The 18,253-nt window shown below is 64.6% G+C and carries 16 protein-coding genes; 11 read left to right on the top strand and 5 right to left on the bottom strand.

The window, feature by feature from the left end; translation table 11 throughout:
- Window positions 1-344 precede the first annotated feature (344 nt).
- A complete protein-coding gene (locus ACVMDN_RS29730; protein WP_141340387.1) occupies window positions 345-1,004 on the top strand; it encodes a TetR/AcrR family transcriptional regulator in 660 nt (219 codons plus the stop codon).
- Between the two features lie 8 nt (window positions 1,005-1,012).
- Here ACVMDN_RS29730 and paaZ read toward each other — a convergent pair whose 3' ends face one another.
- Together paaZ and ACVMDN_RS29720 are read right to left on the bottom strand one after the other, a co-directional pair.
- Window positions 1,013-3,040, bottom strand: a complete 2,028-nt coding sequence (paaZ, locus tag ACVMDN_RS29725) for a phenylacetic acid degradation bifunctional protein PaaZ (RefSeq protein WP_141340400.1) — start codon at window positions 3,038-3,040, stop codon at window positions 1,013-1,015.
- A 116-nt stretch (window positions 3,041-3,156) separates the two neighbouring features.
- Window positions 3,157-3,348, bottom strand: coding sequence for a hypothetical protein (locus ACVMDN_RS29720; RefSeq protein WP_141340388.1), 192 nt, complete (start codon window positions 3,346-3,348; stop codon window positions 3,157-3,159).
- Window positions 3,349-3,372: 24 nt separating this feature from the next.
- Here ACVMDN_RS29720 and ACVMDN_RS29715 point away from each other — a divergent pair, with 24 nt between their 5' ends.
- On the top strand, window positions 3,373-4,362 hold the full coding sequence (locus tag ACVMDN_RS29715; protein ID WP_141340389.1) for a cupin domain-containing protein: 990 nt from the start codon (window positions 3,373-3,375) through the stop codon (window positions 4,360-4,362).
- 85 nt (window positions 4,363-4,447) lie between these two features.
- Entirely contained in the window at window positions 4,448-5,566 is a 1,119-nt protein-coding gene (locus tag ACVMDN_RS29710; RefSeq protein ID WP_456834797.1) for a branched-chain amino acid ABC transporter substrate-binding protein, read from the top strand.
- Between the two features lie 154 nt (window positions 5,567-5,720).
- Here the strand turns inward: ACVMDN_RS29710 and ACVMDN_RS29705 are convergent, their stop codons facing one another.
- Together ACVMDN_RS29705 and ACVMDN_RS29700 are read right to left on the bottom strand one after the other, a co-directional pair.
- The gene (locus ACVMDN_RS29705; RefSeq protein ID WP_057017457.1) at window positions 5,721-6,125 is read right to left on the bottom strand and encodes a GFA family protein; all 405 of its coding nucleotides are present in this window, start codon (window positions 6,123-6,125) and stop codon (window positions 5,721-5,723) included.
- 49 nt (window positions 6,126-6,174) lie between these two features.
- Window positions 6,175-6,768, bottom strand: a complete 594-nt coding sequence (locus ACVMDN_RS29700; protein ID WP_057017458.1) for a TetR/AcrR family transcriptional regulator — start codon at window positions 6,766-6,768, stop codon at window positions 6,175-6,177.
- 66 nt (window positions 6,769-6,834) lie between these two features.
- On the opposite strand from ACVMDN_RS29700, the gene ACVMDN_RS29695 reads away from it, so the two are divergent.
- From ACVMDN_RS29695 to ACVMDN_RS29675, 5 genes are all read left to right on the top strand, one after another.
- Window positions 6,835-7,149, top strand: coding sequence for a monooxygenase (locus ACVMDN_RS29695; protein ID WP_076826962.1), 315 nt, complete (start codon window positions 6,835-6,837; stop codon window positions 7,147-7,149).
- Between the two features lie 866 nt (window positions 7,150-8,015).
- On the top strand, window positions 8,016-9,062 hold the full coding sequence (locus tag ACVMDN_RS29690; RefSeq protein ID WP_141340391.1) for an aldo/keto reductase: 1,047 nt from the start codon (window positions 8,016-8,018) through the stop codon (window positions 9,060-9,062).
- A complete protein-coding gene (locus ACVMDN_RS29685; protein WP_141340392.1) occupies window positions 9,059-9,913 on the top strand; it encodes an amidohydrolase family protein in 855 nt (284 codons plus the stop codon). Before ACVMDN_RS29690 ends, ACVMDN_RS29685 begins: the two co-directional genes overlap by 4 nt.
- A gap of 121 nt (window positions 9,914-10,034) precedes the next feature.
- Complete coding sequence (locus ACVMDN_RS29680; RefSeq protein WP_141340393.1) at window positions 10,035-12,374, top strand: Tex family protein; 2,340 nt, start codon at window positions 10,035-10,037, stop codon at window positions 12,372-12,374.
- 262 nt (window positions 12,375-12,636) lie between these two features.
- Window positions 12,637-13,473, top strand: a complete 837-nt coding sequence (locus ACVMDN_RS29675; protein WP_076824982.1) for an IS5 family transposase — start codon at window positions 12,637-12,639, stop codon at window positions 13,471-13,473.
- 49 nt (window positions 13,474-13,522) lie between these two features.
- On the opposite strand, the gene ACVMDN_RS29670 is transcribed toward ACVMDN_RS29675, so the two are convergent.
- A complete protein-coding gene (locus ACVMDN_RS29670; RefSeq protein WP_253589226.1) occupies window positions 13,523-14,986 on the bottom strand; it encodes a catalase in 1,464 nt (487 codons plus the stop codon).
- A gap of 435 nt (window positions 14,987-15,421) precedes the next feature.
- Between ACVMDN_RS29670 and ACVMDN_RS29665 the strand changes: the two genes are divergently transcribed.
- The 3 genes from ACVMDN_RS29665 (at window position 15,422) to ACVMDN_RS29655 (ending at window position 18,137) form a co-directional block, all read left to right on the top strand.
- Entirely contained in the window at window positions 15,422-15,934 is a 513-nt protein-coding gene (locus ACVMDN_RS29665; RefSeq protein ID WP_200844556.1) for a hypothetical protein, read from the top strand.
- Between the two features lie 150 nt (window positions 15,935-16,084).
- A complete protein-coding gene (locus ACVMDN_RS29660; protein WP_028333329.1) occupies window positions 16,085-16,777 on the top strand; it encodes a response regulator transcription factor in 693 nt (230 codons plus the stop codon).
- Entirely contained in the window at window positions 16,764-18,137 is a 1,374-nt protein-coding gene (locus ACVMDN_RS29655; RefSeq protein WP_141343221.1) for a sensor histidine kinase, read from the top strand. Before ACVMDN_RS29660 ends, ACVMDN_RS29655 begins: the two co-directional genes overlap by 14 nt.
- Window positions 18,138-18,253 lie beyond the last annotated feature (116 nt).

Genomic DNA, 18,253 nt, shown 5'->3' with positions numbered 1-18,253 from the left:
GAGCCAAGAGGATGTCCGCACCCAGAGCCTCCTTCGCATTCCGAGCCGTTCGATGAACGATAACACGCTCCTGTTCGGGACGCGCGCGAAACTCGGCGGCGCCGCGAACTTTGCAATCAGACGCGCATGGCGAGGCGATTTGCAGCAGAGAGATGCTCTCGCGACGCGGCGCCAGGAAAATTCATTCCGGGCAATGTTGCCCGATCGCCGGGCTTATGGAATTGTCCGACCGGATGGTCAATAAATAGCGGTTCGGAGGCGGGGCTGTGGTCCCGGAACCTTGCGACTATTGACTGACATCTCTGGACGATGGCCGAACGGCCGCCTGGTGAAACGGACAAGACATGGCCCGATCGCGCGCCAAGGACTATGACGACAAGCGCCTCTCAATGCTGCATCGCTCGGCCCAGCTGTTTGCCGCATCGGGATATGTCGGCACGTCGATGAACACCATCGCCGATGCCTGCGGGGTTTCGAAGGCGCTGCTCTATCACTATTATCCCGACAAGGAAGCGATCCTGTTCGATATCCTGTCGTCGCACCTCGCGAAGCTGGTGGCGGCGGTCCGCAAGGCGAGCGCACAGGCCGGCGATCCGGTCGCGCGCTTCAGGACGATCGTTGCGACCCTGCTCGAGCTCTACCGGCATGCCGACGCCGAACATCAGGTCCAGATCTCAAGTCTCAAGCTGTTGCCGAAGGACAAGCAGCAGCCGCTGCTCGCAAGCGAGCGGATCCTGGTCGGGATCATGTCGGACGCACTCGCCGCCGCCGTGCCGGCGGCGAAGCACAAGCGCCTGCTCAAGCCGCTGACGATGAGCGTCTTCGGCATGCTGAACTGGCATTACATGTGGTTTCGCGAGGGCGGGCCGATGACCCGCGCCGAATATGCCGGTTTCGTCGCGCAGCTCGTGCTGGCCGGCGCCGACGATGCCGCGGCCGGCGCCACCCGGCCGCGCGGCAGGGCGAAATCGGCCGGCCGCGGCCGACAGGCCGAGTTGCTCTGACGCGCCTCTTAACCCCGCATCGCGTTCATGGTCAGCAGCTCGTAGGTCGCCGCGGTTTCGCCGGTGCCGGTCGTGATCTCGACGTCCCAGCGTACCTCGCCATATTGCTTGTTGCGCGGCATCTTCTCCTTCGCCGTCAGCCGCACCTGGATCTGTTCGCCGGGCTGGACGGGTTTGACGAAGCGCAGCGAGTCGAGGCCGTAATTCGCCAGCACCGGCCCGTAGTCGGGATCGACGAACAGGCCGGCCGCAAACGACAGCAGCAGATAGCCATGCGCGACGCGGCCCGGGAAGAAAGGATGCCCCTTGGTCGCTTCCTCGTCCATATGGGCGTAGAAGGTGTCGCCCGTGAAATGCGCGAAGTGCTCGATGTCGTCGAGCGTGACCTGCCGCGACTTCGAGACCAGCGTGCGGCCGATCTCGAGATCGTCATAGTGATAGCGGAACGGATGCAGGTCGCCTTCGAGCATCGGGCTGCCCTTGAACCAGCGGCCGGTGACGCCGCTCAGCATCGCCGGCGATCCCTGCAATGCGGTGCGCTGCATGTAGTGCTGGAGGCTGCGGACGCCGCCCAGTTCCTCGCCGCCGCCGGCCCGGCCGGGGCCGCCGTGAACCATCTGCGGCATCGGCGAACCGTGTCCGGTGTGCTCGCTCGCGCAGTCGCGGTCGATGATCGCGACGCGGCCGTGAAAACTGCCGATGCCAAATGCCAGTTCGGTCGCTGCCGGGATGTCGTGCGTGTAGATGGATGCGACGAGGCTGCCGCCGCCGCGATTGGTCAGCGCGATGGCCTGCTCCAGATCGTCGTAACCCATCACGGTGCTGACAGGGCCGAACGCCTCGATCGCGTGGACTGCGGATGCGGCGAGCGGCTTGGCGCAATGCAGCAGCAGCGGCGGAACGAAGGCGCCGCGCTTCGCGTCGGCATCGAGCGGCGCGAAGTTGCCGGGATCGCCGGCCACCAGTTCGGCTTCGGCGCGAAGCTTCGCGACATGGGCAAGCACATCGCTGCGCTGGCCGAGCCCGACAAGCGGCCCCATCCTGACCTTGTCGTTTTCGGGATTGCCGATCGTGACCTTGGCCAGACGGTCGCGCAGCGCCGTGATCACGGCATCGAGTCGTGCCGACGGCACCAGCGCGCGACGGATCGCGGTGCATTTCTGGCCGGCCTTGACCGTCATCTCCTTCGCCACTTCCTTGACGAAGAGGTCGAACTCCGGACTTCCCGGCACTGCGTCCGGAGCGAGGATTGCGGCGTTCAGCGAATCCCGTTCGGCGATGAACCTGACCGCCTCGCGCGCGATGACCAGATGCCGCTGCAGTTTTTGCGACGTGTCGGCCGAGCCTGTGAAGGACACGACGTCCTGGCAGGTCAGATGGTCGAACAAGTCGCCGGTCGATCCGACGATGAATTGCAGCACGCCTTCGGGCAGCGCGCCGGATTCGGTGATGATCCGAACCAGCTCGTGGGCGACATAGGAGGTGACCGTCGCGGGCTTGGTCACGACGGGCACGCCGGCCAGCAGCGCCGGCGCCAGCTTCTCCAGCATGCCCCAGCACGGGAAGTTGAATGCGTTGATGTGCACTGCGACGCCGTGCAGCGGCGTCACGATATGCTGACCGGCGAATGCGCCAGCCTTGGAGAGCCCTTCGACGTTGCCATCGAGCAGGAATTTGCTGTTCGGGAGCTCGCGGCGGCCCTTGCCGGCATAGGCGAACAACGTGCCGATGCCGCCGTCGACGTCGATCATTGCGTCGGTGCGGGTTGCGCCTGCGTGGAATGACAGTTTGTAGAGCCGGTCCTTGTGCTGGGTCAGATAGTCGGCCAGCGCCTTCAGTAGGCCCGCGCGCTGATGGAACGTCAGCTTTCTGAGATGTTTGCCGCCGATCGCGCGGCCATAGGCGAGGATCTCGCGCATGTCGAGATCGCTCCTGGTGGTGACCGCCACCACATCGCCGGTGACGGCACTGTGAATCTCGGCTGCCGGTTCGCCCGGGCCGGACCATTTTCCGCGCACGAAGCTGTCGAGCTTCATGACGTTGCCCGCCGTCCGTGCACCACTGGATTGAGGCTGTGTCATCGCAATTGGACCTTCTGACTTGTGATCAATGATGCGTCTCGCCTTGACGGCGGAATGTTCAATCCGAACGTTCAAGCTTTGGCTCGTCCGACAAAGCGCGTCGCGCGCTTTTCGAGAAAGGCGTTGAGCGTCACGACGCGATATCCGGTGCGGATATCGGTCAACACCAAATCGCTGACCATGATGACCTCCCGTTGCGGCTTCTGGTGGCCGAAGGTTGCGTGACGTGCGCTTGGATTACTATTGACCGTCCGGTCAGTCAATTATAATCCGCGTAACGGCTTGGGATGACGACACCGGGCAATATCGAGCGAGCACGATTTCGGTCTCGGTTGCGATTTCAGATCCGACAAGAACGTCAGGATGATCCGGCCGAGCATCGCCTGTCGGCCAGCAAAGCGCCGACGCGTAAGCACGGGACCGTGCTTACGCGCGGTGTCATGCTGCCACAAATCGGCCGAATATCACCGGCCACCTCCTGCCGCCATGAGGATCAGCCGGTGACGATGCAGTCGCCGGATATCGCCGGGTTTCGGTTCTCGACCGCGGATTTCGGCGAGCGCGACCGCTTGCCGATCTTTCGCGAGCAGATCGGGCGGATGATCGTGAAGCTCGATCCGGAGCCACTGAGCGTCGGCGCGTTCCATGCCGAAGCCAATGTGCGCGAGCTGCCTGGGCTCGGGATCGTGTCCTGGGCGTGCAGCAACCTCAAGATCGCACGGCCGCGCGAGCTGTTCGACGGCAATGACGACCTTGTGCTGACGATCATCACGAGCGGCAACGCCCGCGCGTCGCAGCGCGGCCGCGACATCGAGCTGGGCCCGGGGCAGGCCGTGCTGGAGTCGAGCGCGGAGGTGGGCAACATGGTGGTCCCGGTCTCGCCGAGCCGTTTCGTCGGTCTCAGGCTCCCGCGCAAGGCGCTGGCACTGCTGGTCCGCGATCCCGAGGACATGCTGAACCGGTCGTTGCCCGCGAACACCGAGGCGATGCGTCTGCTGGCGCTCTACATCAGGGAGCTTGACGACAGCTACCAGCTCGCGACGCCCGAGCTGCGCGGCGCCGTCGTCCGGCATCTGGTCGATCTCGGGCGACGTCGCAAACAGCGCTCTCGGCCAGCCTGTGTGCTGTCGCGCACCCAACATCGCCGCCCAATCACGTCCGCTGCGGGCGATTTCAGACGTCAATGCACGACAACGTGTTTCACATTGTTGCCCGATGTCGCATATGTCCAATCCCCCGTCGCCTCAGTCCGAGCCTGCCGATCGTCTCGCGCTTAAAAGGCAGCCCCCGGTGATCGTTGCAATCGGCGGATTCGTCGACTGCGATGCATTGAGGCGACTTGAGACCATCGAGGAGAATGTGATGAAGTTTGCACTTCGAGGATATTTTCTTGCGCTCGGCGCGAGCCTGGCCTTGTCCGGCGCCGCCATGGCACAGGATATCAGTGTTGCCGTGGTCGGGCCGATGACCGGCTCCGAGGCGAGCTTCGGCCAGCAGTTCAAGAACGGTGCTGATCTCGCGATTGCCGATATCAATGCGGCGGGTGGCGTGCTTGGCAAGAAGCTGAAGCTGGAGGTCGGCGACGATGCCTGCGATCCGAAGCAGGCGGTGTCGGTTGCCGAGAAGATGGCAGGCGCGAGGATTCCGTTCGTCGTTGGGCATTTCTGCTCATCGACCTCGATCCCTGCGTCGGACGCCTATGCAGAGGGCAATGTGCTGCAGATCACGCCGGGCTCGACCAATCCGCAATTCACCGAGCGCGGGTTGTGGAACACGTTCCGTGTCTGCGGCCGGGATGACCAGCAGGGCTCGGTTGCGGCCGCCTACATTATCAAGAACTACAAAACCAAGAACGTCGCGATCATCCACGACAAGACGACCTACGGCAAAGGCCTTGCCGACGAAACGAAGAACGCCATCAACGCCGCGGGCGTGAAGGAAAAGCTTTATGAGGCCTATACCAAGGGCGACAAGGATTTTGCCGCTCTGGTATCCCGCTTCAAGAAAGAGTCGATCGATTTCGTCTATGTCGGCGGCTATTATGCCGAGGCTGCGTTGATCCTGCGCCAGATGCGCGAGCAGGGCGTCAATGCTGTGCTGATGGGCGGCGACGCCCTGGTCGACAAGCAGTTCGCCGCGATCGCAGGTCCGCTTGCCGAAGGCTCGCTGTTTACCTTCTCGCCCGACCCGCGCAAGAAGGCGACCGCGGCCGCGACCTTGAAGAAGTTCAAGGACAAGGGCATCGATCCCGACGGCTACACGCTCTACAGCTATGCCGCGTTCCAGATCTGGAGCCAGGCCGCGGCCCGTGCCCAGACCACCGACGCCAAGAAGGTCGCGGCGGCCATCAAGGCCGGAAGCTGGGATACCGTGCTCGGCAAGATCAGCTATACGCCGAAGGGTGACATCACCCTGATCGACTACGTCGTGTACCGCCGTGACAAGGACGGCAACTACGCCGAATTGCCGGCCGGTCAATGATCGCCAGAGCGTTTTCGAGCGAAGCGGATACCGGTTCGCGTGAGGAAAACGCGTCAAAGCAAAATCGAGAGCCTCCGTTCCGATGCAATCGGAACGGAGGCAACCCTGGCCAGGCTGAATCGTTTCCCGCTGCGCCCGTGGTCGGCGCATCCGGTCACATGTTCCGGGGAAAGCGCGCAGCGCCGGGGATCGGCGCGAGCCATGCGACGGCGCGATCGGTATAGATCTCGGCCTGCGGCTGCAATCCCTCCATGCTGTCGAGCGTGCCGGCTTTCACCACGACCTTGCCGGGCATCAATGCGGTCTTCGCCAGCAGAGGGGACCCGCAGCGCCCGCAGAAATGACGATGGACCGGATGGCCGCTGTCGCCCTTGTCGACGAACGCCACCGTCTCGCCCGACTGCTGGTAGTCGGTTTCGCGGATCACGAGGTTGAATGAAAACAGGCTGCCGCTTTGCCGCTGGCAATGTGTGCAATGACATATCGCGATGCTCCGCGGTTCGCTCTTGAGCGTGTAACGCACCGCGCCGCACAGGCAGCCGCCGTTCCGTTCCTGCATGCTGGTTTCTCCCATTCGATGACGCCGTCGCCGCGACAAGGACGCCGCCTCAGGCGTCGCCAATCACGGCATCGATGAATGTGGTGGCCGACTCCCTCAACTGCTTGCGGCTGTATCCGGCGCGCTCCATCACGGCGAGCCCGCGCGTGAACGTCACGATGACGCGCGCCAGCCGGTTTGCATCGGCCGTGCTGCGCCTGTTCGGCGCCGCGCTGATGGCTTTGCCGACCAGTTGCTCGAGCCGGGTGAGCACGTCCAGCACGCGCTGACGCACATCCGCGCTCGAAATGGCAGCGTCCAGCGCAGTGCGCGTCGTCAGGCAGCCCCGCTGCGGCGTGCCGTTCGTCATGTTGACGATGATCATGTCAAAGAAGTCCCTCAGTCTCGCTGAGGTATCGCCCTGCGCCAGCGCGCTGCCGGCCGCGTCCAGGAATTGCGCGGCATACTGATCGAAGGCGCGCAGGAAGATCGCTTCCTTGTCGCCATAGGCGTTGTAGAGGCTGCCGCGCTGGACGCCGGTCGCGGCCGCGAGGTCCTGCATGGTCGCATCGTGCAGGCCCTTGCGCCAGAACACGTCGAGCGCGGTTGCGATCATCTCGTCCTCGTCGAACTGACGCACGCCCACCATTTCGATCCACTCCATCGGCTCATTGTTGACACAATCGTCAATATTGACAATGATGTCAAGAATGAACCCGAGGAGATCCGGATGATTACCGCTGTCACGACGTTCAAGCTGCCGAAGCCGATCACGCGCGAGGAAGCCCGCAGCATCTTCCTGAGCACCGCGCCGATCTATCGCGGCATTCAGGGGCTGTTCCGAAAGACCTATTTGCTGTCCGAGGACGGGATGACGGCCGGCGGTATCTATTTCTGGAACTCGAGGGTGGAGGCGGAGGCGCTTTACACCGATGCGTGGCGCGCCCGCGCCCGCGAGAAATATGGCGCCGATCCGACGGTGACCTATTTCGAGAGTCCTGTGGTGGTCGACAACCTTGCCCATCAGATTGTTGCCGACGATTAGCAACGACGCGGCGGAGGCGGATGCGCATCACGGGTGCGCGGCGGCGCTGGGACCAGCTCGCGCGCGATCCAGACCGCCGCCGGCCCATGGCGAGCTCGGCAACCGCCGCGACGGATTTCAGCCAGATAGGCGCGAGCTTCGGTGACGGCGGCAGGTGGTTCGCGATCTGCCGGCGAAACAGCTCGTCATCGGGCAGTCCCGTGATCGGAGCGGTGAATGCTTCCTGCGGCAATCTGCGCCGCCACAGCGGAATGCCCGCCGCGGCCGCGGCGTCCGCGAGCGAGCGGCCGTCGATGACGCATGCGCGTGCGCGCGCCGACGCGATCCCGGCTCGCGGGACCGCCAGCGCGAACAACAGCGCAGGAAAGCGCGCAGCAAGGTCCGCAAGACGCGTGTGCCGCATGGCAGCGCGCGGACCCTTCCCTGAACGTGTGGATGATACCTCCGCAGCTGATGTTCGAGCAGCACGGAGCGTGTGGCTCGCGACGAGAGGTCACCTGAAGCGTCGAGGTCATGACAAAAGTTCCGCAAGCGCGGAGCCCAAGGCCCGCGGCAGATTCGATTGCGGGTGGGTGTTGCGATTTTACCCGGGATCCGATCCCGGGACGCGCGTCAAATATCGCGCGGCGAACCCGGGAAGCGCACAGACCTGAACATCGTCGCCTCCTGCGTTGAAGTTGCGGAGCGCTCCCATAGCCTATTTCCCGCCGATAGGCAACGTGAAGCTGTGCATTGCATTTTAGCGATGTGGTGCGTGCGCGATGAGAGACCACACCGCGGCGTCGGCCGCCAAGGTCTCTTCACGATCCCGGTCAACGACGCTAGTCTGATGAGGGGCTAACAAGAAACGCAGGCGGGAGGCCATAATGACCCAACAACAATCCTCCGATCCAGGCTCCCCGGCACTGCCACGCCGCAGGCTCGGCCGCACCGGGCTCGATGTCTCCATTCTCGGCTTCGGCACAGCACCGCTCGGCGACCTGTTCGCACGGCTCGACGACACTGCTGCGATCGCAGCAGCGGAGCGGGCGTTTGCGCTGGGCGTCAACCTGCTGGATTCCTCGCCGCTCTACGGCCATGGCCTCGCCGAACACCGCAGCGGCACCGCGCTGCGCCGCGTGGCGCGCGACGACGTCGTCGTCTGCACCAAGGTCGGGCGCTGGATGGACCCGTTCCACGGCCGCGGCGACGGCTCCAATTTCGCCGGCGGCGCGCCGCATCGCGCGGTGTTCGACTATTCCTATGACGGCACCATGCGCTCGGTGGAGCAGTCGCTGCTGCGGCTCGGCACCGATCGCATCGACCTGCTGCTGATCCACGACGTCGACGTCTGGACCCACGGAGCTGACGCGATCGAGGCGCGGTTTCGCGCGGCGATGGAGGGCGCCTATGTCGCGCTCGACAAGTTGCGTTCCGAGCGCGTGGTCAAGGGCATCGGGATCGGCGTCAACGAGGCCGAGATGTGCGTGCGCTTCGCCAAGGCCGGAACGTTCGACACCATGCTGCTTGCCGGCCGCTACTCGCTGCTCGAGCAACCCGCACTCGCCGAATTCCTGCCGCTGGCGCAAGCAAAGGACATCGGCATGATGCTCGGTGGCGTCTTCAACTCCGGCATCCTGGCGACCGGCGCGGTTGCCGGCGCCAAGTACAATTACAGGGATGCGCCGCCGGACGTGATGCAGAAGGTGGCGGCGATCGATCGGGTCTGCCGCGCCCACAACGTGGCGCTGCCGACCGCGGCGCTGCATTTCGCGCTCGGCCATCCGGCGGTGGCAAGCCTCGTGCTCGGCGCGCAGACGCCGCAGGAGGTCGAGCGCAACGTCGCCGCGTTGTCGTCGCCCGTGCCTGCCGCGCTGTGGCGCGACCTGAAGAATGAGGGGCTGCTCGACCAGCATGCGCCGGTGCCGGCATGATGCGGATCGACGCCCATCACCATGTCTGGACCCTGGCGCGCGCCGATTACGGCTGGCTGACGCCCGAGCGCGGGCCGATCTACCGCGACTTCGGCCTGGCCGATCTCGCGCCGCATCTCGCCGCGGCCGGGATCGAAGGCACCATCCTGGTGCAGGCCGCGCCGACCGAAGCGGAGACGGCATTTTTGCTCGATACCGCAAAGGGCGCCGAGCAGGTGCGCGGCGTGGTCGGCTGGGTCGACTTCGACGCCGCCGATGCCGCGGCGCGGATCGACGCGTTTGCCGGGCGCGAGCTCCTGGTCGGTCTGCGGCCGATGGTGCAGGACATCGCCGATGACGACTGGCTGCTGCGCCCCGAACTGGCGGCGCCGCTCGAGGCCATGGCGCGGCATGACCTGGTCTTCGACGCGCTGGTGCTGCCGCGCCATTTGCCGCGGCTCATTCAGGTGGTCGATCGCCATCCGGACCTGCAATTCGTGCTCGACCATTTCGGCAAGCCGCACCTTGCGACCGGCGACATCGCGGCCTGGAAGGACGACATCGCAAGCCTCGCCACACGATCCAACGTGGTCTGCAAACTCTCGGGTCTTGCGACCGAGGCGGCACCGAACTGGCAGGTTGCCGATCTCAGCGAGGCCGTCGATCATGCACTGGCATGTTTCGGGCCGCAGCGGATGCTGTGGGGCAGCGACTGGCCCGTCGTCAACCTCGCCGGCGGCTATGCGTACTGGTTCGCAGCCGCGGAGTGCCTACTTGCTGATTTGTCAAGTGAAGCAAGAGCTGCGATTTTCGGCGGCAATTCGGCGCGGGTTTATTTGTCAAGCCGCGGACGGCCAACATCCCGGAAATAGATTGCAGCCCGCGCCCAATTTGATCCACAGCGCGTCTTGATGAATCAATCCGGGATGGTTCATAAGCGACCTCCGCGCCATCGGTGATCCGGCGGCGCAACGGAATTTCAGAGAGACAGGCGTGGCAAAGATTCATCATCAGATTGCGCAGGAGCTGGGGGTTCGCGACGAACAGGTCGAGGCGGCGGTGACGCTGCTCGACGGCGGCGCCACGGTGCCGTTCATCGCGCGATACCGCAAGGAGCTCACCGGCGCGCTTGATGATGCCCAGCTGCGTACGCTGGAAGAGCGGCTGACGTATTTGCGCGAGCTCGAGGAGCGCCGTACCGCGGTGCTCAATTCGATCCGCGAGCAGGGCAAGCTCGACGCCGCGCTCGAGGCTCAGATCATGGCCGCCGACAGCAAGGGCCGGCTCGAGGACATCTATCTGCCGTACAAGCCGAAGCGTCGCACCAAGGCCGAGATCGCCAAGGAGGCCGGCCTCGAGCCGCTCGCCGATCAGCTTCTGACGCAGCCCGAGAGCGATCCGAACGAGGCCGCGACGCCCTTCGTCAATGCCGAGAAGCAGGTCGCCGACGTCGCCGCGGCGCTCGACGGCGCGCGCGCGATCCTGGTCGAGCGCTTCGCCGAGGATGCCGACCTGATCGGCGCGCTGCGTGAGGAGATGTGGTCGAACGGCATCATGGCCTCGACCGTCCGCACCGGGAAGAAGACCGAAGGCGAGAAGTTCAAGGACTATTTCGATTTCTCCGAGCCGCTGCCGAAGTTGCCGTCGCATCGCATCCTGGCGCTGTTCCGCGGCGAGAAGGAAGAGATCCTCGACCTCGCCATCAAGCCGGAGGCGCAGGAGCCGGTCGTAGGCCAGCCCGGCCTCTACGAGCTCAAGATCATGAACCGCTTTGCGATCTCCAACCAGGGCCGCAAGGGCGACAAATGGCTGACCGAGACGGTGCGCTGGGCCTGGCGCACCAAAATCCAGATCCACCTCAACATCGATTTGCGGCTGCGGCTGTGGACGGCGGCCGAGACCGAGGCGGTGCGCGTGTTCGCCTCGAATCTGCGCGACCTCTTGCTCGCGGCGCCGGCCGGCGCGCGCGCCACCATGGGGCTCGATCCCGGGTATCGCACCGGCGTCAAGGTCGCGGTGATCGATGCGACCGGCAAGGTGGTGGCGCATACGGCGATTTTCCCGCACGAGCCGCAGCGGCGCTGGGATGAGGCGCTCGCCATTCTCGGCAAGCTCGCGATCGAGCATGGCGTCGAGCTGATTGCGATCGGCAACGGCACCGCCTCGCGCGAGACCGACAAGCTCGCCGCCGAGCTCGTGAAGCGGCTGCCCGAGCGCAAGATGACCAAGATCGTGGTCTCCGAAGCCGGCGCATCGGTCTACTCGGCCTCGGCCTTCGCCTCGAACGAATTGCCCGACCTCGACGTCACCATTCGCGGCGCGGTCTCGATCGCGCGGCGCCTGCAGGATCCCTTGGCCGAGCTGGTCAAGATCGATCCGAAGGCGATTGGCGTCGGCCAATACCAGCACGATCTCGGCGAGGCCAAGCTCGCCCGCTCGCTCGATGCCGTGGTGGAAGACTGCGTGAACGCGGTCGGCGTCGATGCCAATACCGCCTCGGTGCCGCTGCTCGCGCGGGTGTCGGGCATCGGCCAGGGACTGGCGCAAAGTATCGTGCAGCACCGCGATGCCAACGGCCCGTTCAAGTCGCGCAAGGCGCTGAAGGAGGTGCCGCGGCTCGGCCCGAAGGCGTTCGAGCAGTGCGCCGGCTTCCTGCGTATCAGCAATGGCGAGGATCCGCTCGATTCATCCGGCGTGCATCCGGAAGCCTATCCGGTCGTGCGCCGCATCCTCGAGGCGACCAAGAGCGACATCAAGGCGCTGATCGGCAATGCCGACGTGGTGCGGGGTCTCAAGCCGCAATCCTTCGTCGACGATACGTTCGGATTGCCGACCGTCACCGACATTCTGCGCGAGCTGGAAAAGCCCGGCCGCGATCCGCGTCCGGCGTTCAAGGCGGCGGTGTTCAAGGAAGGCGTCGAGGAGGTCAAGGACCTAAAGAAGGGCATGATCCTCGAGGGCACCGTGACCAACGTCGCCGCATTCGGCGCCTTCGTCGATATCGGCGTGCACCAGGATGGGCTGGTGCACATCTCGGCGATGTCGCGGAATTTCATCAAGGACCCGCGCGAGGTGGTGAAGCCCGGCGACATCGTCAAGGTCAAGGTGCTGGACGTCGAGGTCGCGCGCAAGCGCATCGCGCTGACGCTGCGGCTTGACGACGAGATCGGGCCGAAGAAGGACAATGCGGCGCCGTCGCGCGATTTCTCCCGCGGCTCCGGCAAGATGACGTCGTCGGCTCCGCGCCGGCCGCAGGAGCAGTCCGGCGGCGGCGCGCTCGCCGACGCGCTGCGCCGCGCGGCCGAGAAGAACGGACGCGGCAAGCCGACCTGAGCCGCGGAGGAGGGCTTCGAGCCGAGTTCGCCGCCTTGTTCGAAATCGACCACCTGACGCTTCTGGCTGAGTTGCCTAAGCTGTCCCCGTCATCCTGAGGTGCGAGCTCTTGCGAGCCTCGAAGGATGCACGGCCCCATTTCTGGCCGATTCATCCTTCGAGGCCCGCTCCGCGGGCACCTCAGAGCCTGACTGAAAAATGGGTGAGTGATCTCAGTGGGGTGTGATTCCATCGGATTTGCAAAGATTCGAGGGAGAGCACGATGCCCTGGACCAAGATCACTCGGGAGCAATATCGGCGGGACGATCTGCGTTATGCAAGCGATATGACCGATGCGGAGTGGGCGGTGATCAGACGCCTGTTGCCGCGAGCGAACCGGCGCGGCCGGCCGCGTAAGACGGAGCTGCGTCGTGTGATCGAAGCGATCCTCTATATCGTTTCGACCGGCTGCCAGTGGCGGGCGTTGCCGCAGGAGTTCCCGCCCTATTCGACGGTGCAGGGCTATTTTTATAGATGGCGGGATACAGGCCGGTGGCAGAGGATTGTCAGCGTGCTTGTCCGACGGGCGCGAAAAAAGCTTGGACGGACACCGAAGCCGACGGCAGCCGTGATCGACAGTCAAAGTGCGCCAACCACGCAAGCTGGCGGACCGCGCGGCTACGATGCAGGCAAGCGCATCTACGGCCGCAAGCGGCACATTGTGACGGATACCAATGGCCTCCTCCTTGGGGTTCATGTTCATCCGGCCAACGTTCAGGACTGCCATGGCGCCGTACCGCTGCTGAAGAACGTGCGGATGAACTTCCCCCGGCTGCGCCACGTCTTTGCCGACCGGATCTACCGCGGAAATCAACTCCTCGACGCGCTCTCAGACTGCGGTCCATGGACTGTCGAGATCGTCGAGCGGCCCCAAGGCGTCAAAGGCTTCCAGCTTCTGCCGAGGCGGTGGGTGGTTGAACGCACATTCGCTTGGTTCGGCAGATGCCGCCGCCTCGCCAAGGATTTCGAGGCGACGGTGGCAACCGAAGCTGCCTGGCTGCTGATTGCACACATCAGGCTCCTGACCCGCAGACTCGCGGCCGCAGCTAAGGTTGGGTGATTTATGAGTCAGACTCTCAGGATGACGGGGCCGAAGGGGGCCGTCCCGGCTACAGCTCTCCGGCAGCAAACCTCGCCAGCGCATCCGCGACGCCCTTGCCGTAGGCCGGGTCGGCCTTGCTGCAATTCGCGACGTGCCGTTCCTGGATGTGCTTCGACGCGTTGCCGACCTGACGGGCGGTGTTGTCGAACAGGGCCTGCTTTTGCGCGGCATTCATCTTGCGGAACAGGTCGCCCGGCTGCTGCCAGTGGTCGTCATCCACGCGATGATCCCAATGCGCGGCCGCGCCTGACAATTCGAGTGGCGGCTCGTTCAGCTGCGGCTGATCGGTCCACTCGCCATGGCTGTTCGGCCAGTAGGTCAGCGTGGCGCCCAGATTGCCGTCGGTGCGCATCGCACCGTCGCGGTGATAGCTGTGGAATGGGCATTTCGGCGCGTTGACCGGGATCTGGTGGTGGTTGACGCCGAGCCGGTAGCGCTGCGCGTCGCCATAGGAGAACAGGCGGGCCTGCAGCATCTTGTCAGGTGAATAGCCGATGCCGGGCACGACATTCGCCGGCGTGAACGCCGCCTGCTCGACCTCGGCGAAGAAGTTCTCCGGATTGCGGTTGAGCTCGAAATACCCGACCTCGATCAGCGGATAATCCGCCTTGGGCCACACCTTGGTCAGATCGAACGGATTGAACGGGAATGCCTTGGCCTGTGCATCCGTCATCACTTGGATAAACAGCGTCCAGCGCGGGAAGTCGCCGCGCTCGATGCTCTGGAACAGGTCGCGCTGGTGGCTCTCGCGGTCCTTGCCGACCAGCGCCTCGGCCTCGGCATCGGTCAGGTTCTGAACGCCCTGCCGGGTGCGGAAATGGAATTTCACCCAGACGCGCTCATTGTCGGCATTGATCATGCTGTAGGTGTGGCTGCCGAAGCCGTGCTGGTGACGGAAGCTTTTCGGGATGCCGCGCTCGCTCATGACGATGGTGACCTGGTGCAGCGCTTCCGGCAGCAGCGTCCAGAAATCCCAGTTCATGTCGGGGTCGCGCACCCCCGTGCGCGGATGCCGCTTGATGGCGTGGTTGAGGTCGATGAAGCGCAAGGGGTCGCGGAAGAAGAACACCGGCGTGTTGTTGCCGACCACGTCCCAATTGCCTTCATCGGTGTAGAATTTCAGCGCGAAACCGCGAATGTCGCGCTCGGCGTCCGCCGCGCCGCGCTCGCCGGCGACCGTCGAGAACCGCGCGAACATCGGCGTCTGCTTGCCGATCTCCGAGAACATGCTGGCCTTGGTGTAGCGCGTGATGTCGTGGGTGACGGTGAAGGTGCCGTGCGCGCCGGCGCCCTTGGCATGCATCCGCCGCTCCGGGATCACCTCGCGGTGAAAATGCGCCAGCTTCTCGATCAGCCAGACATCCTGCAGCAATGCGGGTCCGCGCGGCCCCGCCGTCAGGATGTTCACATTATCGGCAACGGGGGCGCCGGAGGCGTGGGTCAGAAACGGTCTTTTGGTCTCGTCGCTCATCGAAAGCTCCTTGCTGAAGGTCAGCACTTCGCCGTCCCGGCGCCCGCAGGGAGGCCAGGCGAAAGGTGATTGCATCGCGGGTTGGATGACGGCCGCGGGGAGGGCAGAGTCCGGTGATTGACAAATTGTGAAGCGGGTCTGCGATCCCTCGACGCCGTCGTTGTTCTCCGACAGCTGCAGGATTAAGAACCGCGGCCGATCGATTCAACGAGCGCTATCCGCCGATTCCAGCCAAATGTCCGTCGATCCCGGCCAACGCAATCGTGGCCGCGCCGGTCCGGGCAACTGCCGCTCGGTATGCCGGCACGCGAATTCTAAATCCGGTGTCAGAATCTGGCGCATTTGTCAGTTGAAGTCGGGCATCGGCTTGCGTCTTCTGATCATGCTCGCGTGCGGCGATACGAGTTCGCCGCGGTCCCAATCAGGGAGGATTTCATGAAGAACAGGCTTCTCACGTGTCTCACGGCAGCGACGCTCGCTGTCAGCGTTGCGCTTGCACCCGCTGCCCTCGCCAGAGGCGGCGGTGGTGGTGGCGGACATGGCGGAGGTGGCTTCGGTGGCGGCCACGGTGGTGCCATGGGTGCCATGGGTGGTGGCATGCACGGTGGCGGCTTTGGCGGCGGCATGCATGGCGGTGGTTTCGGCGGCGGAATGCGTGGCGGTGGCGCGGCGTTCGCCGCCATGGGCGGCGGCGGGCATTTCGCGGGCGGGCACGTTGGTGGTCCCCGCTTCGTCGGTGCACCGGCGATCGGCCCGCGCTTTGCCGGCGCCAGATTCCACGGTTCGCGCTTCTTCCATCATGGCGGCTTCTTCCGCCACCACCGCTTCCATCGCTTCGCATTCTTCGGCGCGCCCTATCTCTACGCCGGCTATGACTACGGCTGCTACCGCAGGGTATGGACGGCTTACGGTCTGCAATGGGTCAATGTGTGCGGGGACTATTGGTGATAGCCCAACCAACCGCACCGTTGTCGCGGTCGTCGCCAGACGTTCCATCCTGCCCCGGAATGGGATAGTCTGGCGGCGATCGTCGCGGGGCGGCCGCTCGGAGAGTTTGAGAACTCGGAGAGTTCGACACAACTCAGAGAGTTCAGGAATATGACCGGTGCTCACCGCCGCATTCTCGTCGTCGAGGACGACCCGGAAACCGCGGATCAGCTCGTCGAGGAGCTCACCACCAGCGGTTATGATGTGGATCTGGCGGCGAACGGCCGCGAGGCGCTGAGCCAGGGTGCGGCGCGCGACTATGCCGTGATCACCATCGATCGCATGCTGCCCGACATCGACGGCATCACGGTGATGCGTCAGATGCGCGACGGCGGCATCGCAGTGCCGTTCCTGATCATCAGCGCGCTCGGCGAAATCGACGACCGGGTGCGTGGCTTGCGCGCCGGCGGCGACGACTATCTTGTCAAGCCGTTCTCCTTTGTCGAACTGCTGGCGCGGCTGGAGGCGCTTGGCCGCCGCAGCGAGACCGTTGCAAAGGAGACCATCCTGCGGGTCGGCGATCTCGCGATCGATCTGATTTCGCGGACGGCGAGCCGCCGCGGCCGCAGGATTCCGCTGCTGCCGAAGGAATTCCAGCTGCTCGAATACCTGGCGCGCAACGAGGGCCGCGTGGTGTCGCGCGCCATGCTGCTGCGGCATGTGTGGGACCTGCACTTCGATCCCTCGACCAACATCATCGACGTCTATGTCGGACGTTTGCGCCGCAAGGTCGACGACCAGCAAGCATATCCGCTGATCCACACGATCCGCGGCATCGGGTACTGCCTCCGTGCTCCTGGCTAAGACCCTCAAGTCGTCGACGTTCCGCCTGGCGTTGATCGCCATCGGTGTCTTCGGCCTGATCGTCTCCGCGATCTTCGCCTATGTCTACTGGTCGACGTTGTCCTATGTGCGCGACAGATCCGACCGCGCGATCATGACCGAGCAGGCGAGCCTCGATGATGCCTATGCGCGGTCCGGCCGCGATGGACTGACCGCGTTGATCGCGCAACGCGTCGCGGACAAGGGCTTTGCCGATCATGTGTATTTGTTAGTCGGTCCCGGATCGACCGTGCTGGCGGGAAATCTCAGACAGTGGCCGGCGGGCGCTGCCGAGAAGGGATGGGCTGAATTTCGTGCCTCCCTGCCACAGCTTTCCTCGGGCCCCTCCCTGCTGCGAGGCGTGACGGAAACCCTGTCAAACGGCGATCGGCTGCTGGTCGGCCATGACATCAGCGATCTCGACGGCTTCATGGCGCAGATCAGGGCCGCCGGCATTGCCGTCGTCGTGCTGATCATCGGGCTTGCGGCTGCTGCCAGCATCGGCGTCACGCGGCGAACCGTCGGCCGGATCGAGTCGATCAATGCGACCAGTCGCGCTATCATGCTCTCCGGCCTCGACCAGCGCATCCCGCTTCGCGGCAGCCATGACGAATGGGATCGCGTCGCCGAGAATCTCAATCTGATGCTGGACCGGATCCAGACCTTGATGGGAGACGTCAAGCAGGTCAGCGAAAATATCGCCCACGACCTGCGCACGCCGCTGACCCGGATGCGCGGCCGGCTCGAGAAGGCCTATCACGCCCCGCGGAGCGGCGAGGGGGATGCTGCGCTGATCGGCGACACCATCGCCGATCTCGACGCGGTGCTCGGGATGTTCGCGTCGATCACGCGGATTTCCGAGATCGAGACGCGAGCTCGCAAGGGTGCGTTTCGCACCGTCAATCTCGTCGAGATCGCCGCCGAGGTGGTCGAGCTCTACGATGCCGCGGCTGAGGAGGTTACCACCCGGCTCGACCTTGCCGGCGATCGGGCGGTGCTGGTTACCGGGGACCGCGACCTGCTGTTCGATGCGATTGCCAATCTCGTCGACAACGCCATCAAGCATGGCCGCGCGGGTGGGCGGGTGACGGTGACCTGCGACAACGATGAGCGAGGCGCGGTGATTTCGATCGCCGATGACGGCCCCGGGATACCCGCCGAGCAGCACGACCGCGTCTTCAAGCGGTTCTACCGGCTCGAGCAGAGCCGCTACACGCCGGGCAACGGCCTCGGCCTCAGCTTGGTCGCGGCGGTCGCGAGCCTGCACGGCGCACGGATCGAATTGCGCGACAATGCGCCGGGATTGTTGTGCAGGCTGGTCTTTCCCGCCGCGGAAACGTAGGGATGGCCGAGGGCGTCTGTGGTTCTACCCCTGGGTGCCGATGCACGGCTCACACCTCAGTCAACACACGTCGTCGTCGTGGCGAAAGCCTAGGACCCATTACCCCGAATGACAAT

It is taken from the genome of Bradyrhizobium sp. USDA 4510 (assembly GCF_054059095.1).
Note: the sequence above shows the minus strand (reverse complement) of the source record. Positions and strands in the feature narration are given on the sequence as shown.

What these genes read in the sequence shown, in the direction of transcription:
- ACVMDN_RS29690 (WP_141340391.1), top strand. Translation starts at nt 8,016, where the DNA reads ATGACCCAACAACAATCCTCCGATCCAGGCTCCCCGGCACTGCCACGC.
- ACVMDN_RS29685 (WP_141340392.1), top strand. Translation starts at nt 9,059, where the DNA reads ATGATGCGGATCGACGCCCATCACCATGTCTGGACCCTGGCGCGCGCC.
- ACVMDN_RS29700 (WP_057017458.1), bottom strand. Translation starts at nt 6,768, where the DNA reads ATGGAGTGGATCGAAATGGTGGGCGTGCGTCAGTTCGACGAGGACGAG.
- ACVMDN_RS29730 (WP_141340387.1), top strand. Translation starts at nt 345, where the DNA reads ATGGCCCGATCGCGCGCCAAGGACTATGACGACAAGCGCCTCTCAATG.
- ACVMDN_RS29665 (WP_200844556.1), top strand. Translation starts at nt 15,422, where the DNA reads ATGAAGAACAGGCTTCTCACGTGTCTCACGGCAGCGACGCTCGCTGTC.
- ACVMDN_RS29670 (WP_253589226.1), bottom strand. Translation starts at nt 14,986, where the DNA reads ATGAGCGACGAGACCAAAAGACCGTTTCTGACCCACGCCTCCGGCGCC.
- ACVMDN_RS29705 (WP_057017457.1), bottom strand. Translation starts at nt 6,125, where the DNA reads ATGCAGGAACGGAACGGCGGCTGCCTGTGCGGCGCGGTGCGTTACACG.
- ACVMDN_RS29675 (WP_076824982.1), top strand. Translation starts at nt 12,637, where the DNA reads ATGCCCTGGACCAAGATCACTCGGGAGCAATATCGGCGGGACGATCTG.
- ACVMDN_RS29660 (WP_028333329.1), top strand. Translation starts at nt 16,085, where the DNA reads ATGACCGGTGCTCACCGCCGCATTCTCGTCGTCGAGGACGACCCGGAA.
- ACVMDN_RS29695 (WP_076826962.1), top strand. Translation starts at nt 6,835, where the DNA reads ATGATTACCGCTGTCACGACGTTCAAGCTGCCGAAGCCGATCACGCGC.
- ACVMDN_RS29710 (WP_456834797.1), top strand. Translation starts at nt 4,448, where the DNA reads ATGAAGTTTGCACTTCGAGGATATTTTCTTGCGCTCGGCGCGAGCCTG.
- ACVMDN_RS29715 (WP_141340389.1), top strand. Translation starts at nt 3,373, where the DNA reads ATGACGACACCGGGCAATATCGAGCGAGCACGATTTCGGTCTCGGTTG.
- paaZ (WP_141340400.1), bottom strand. Translation starts at nt 3,040, where the DNA reads ATGAAGCTCGACAGCTTCGTGCGCGGAAAATGGTCCGGCCCGGGCGAA.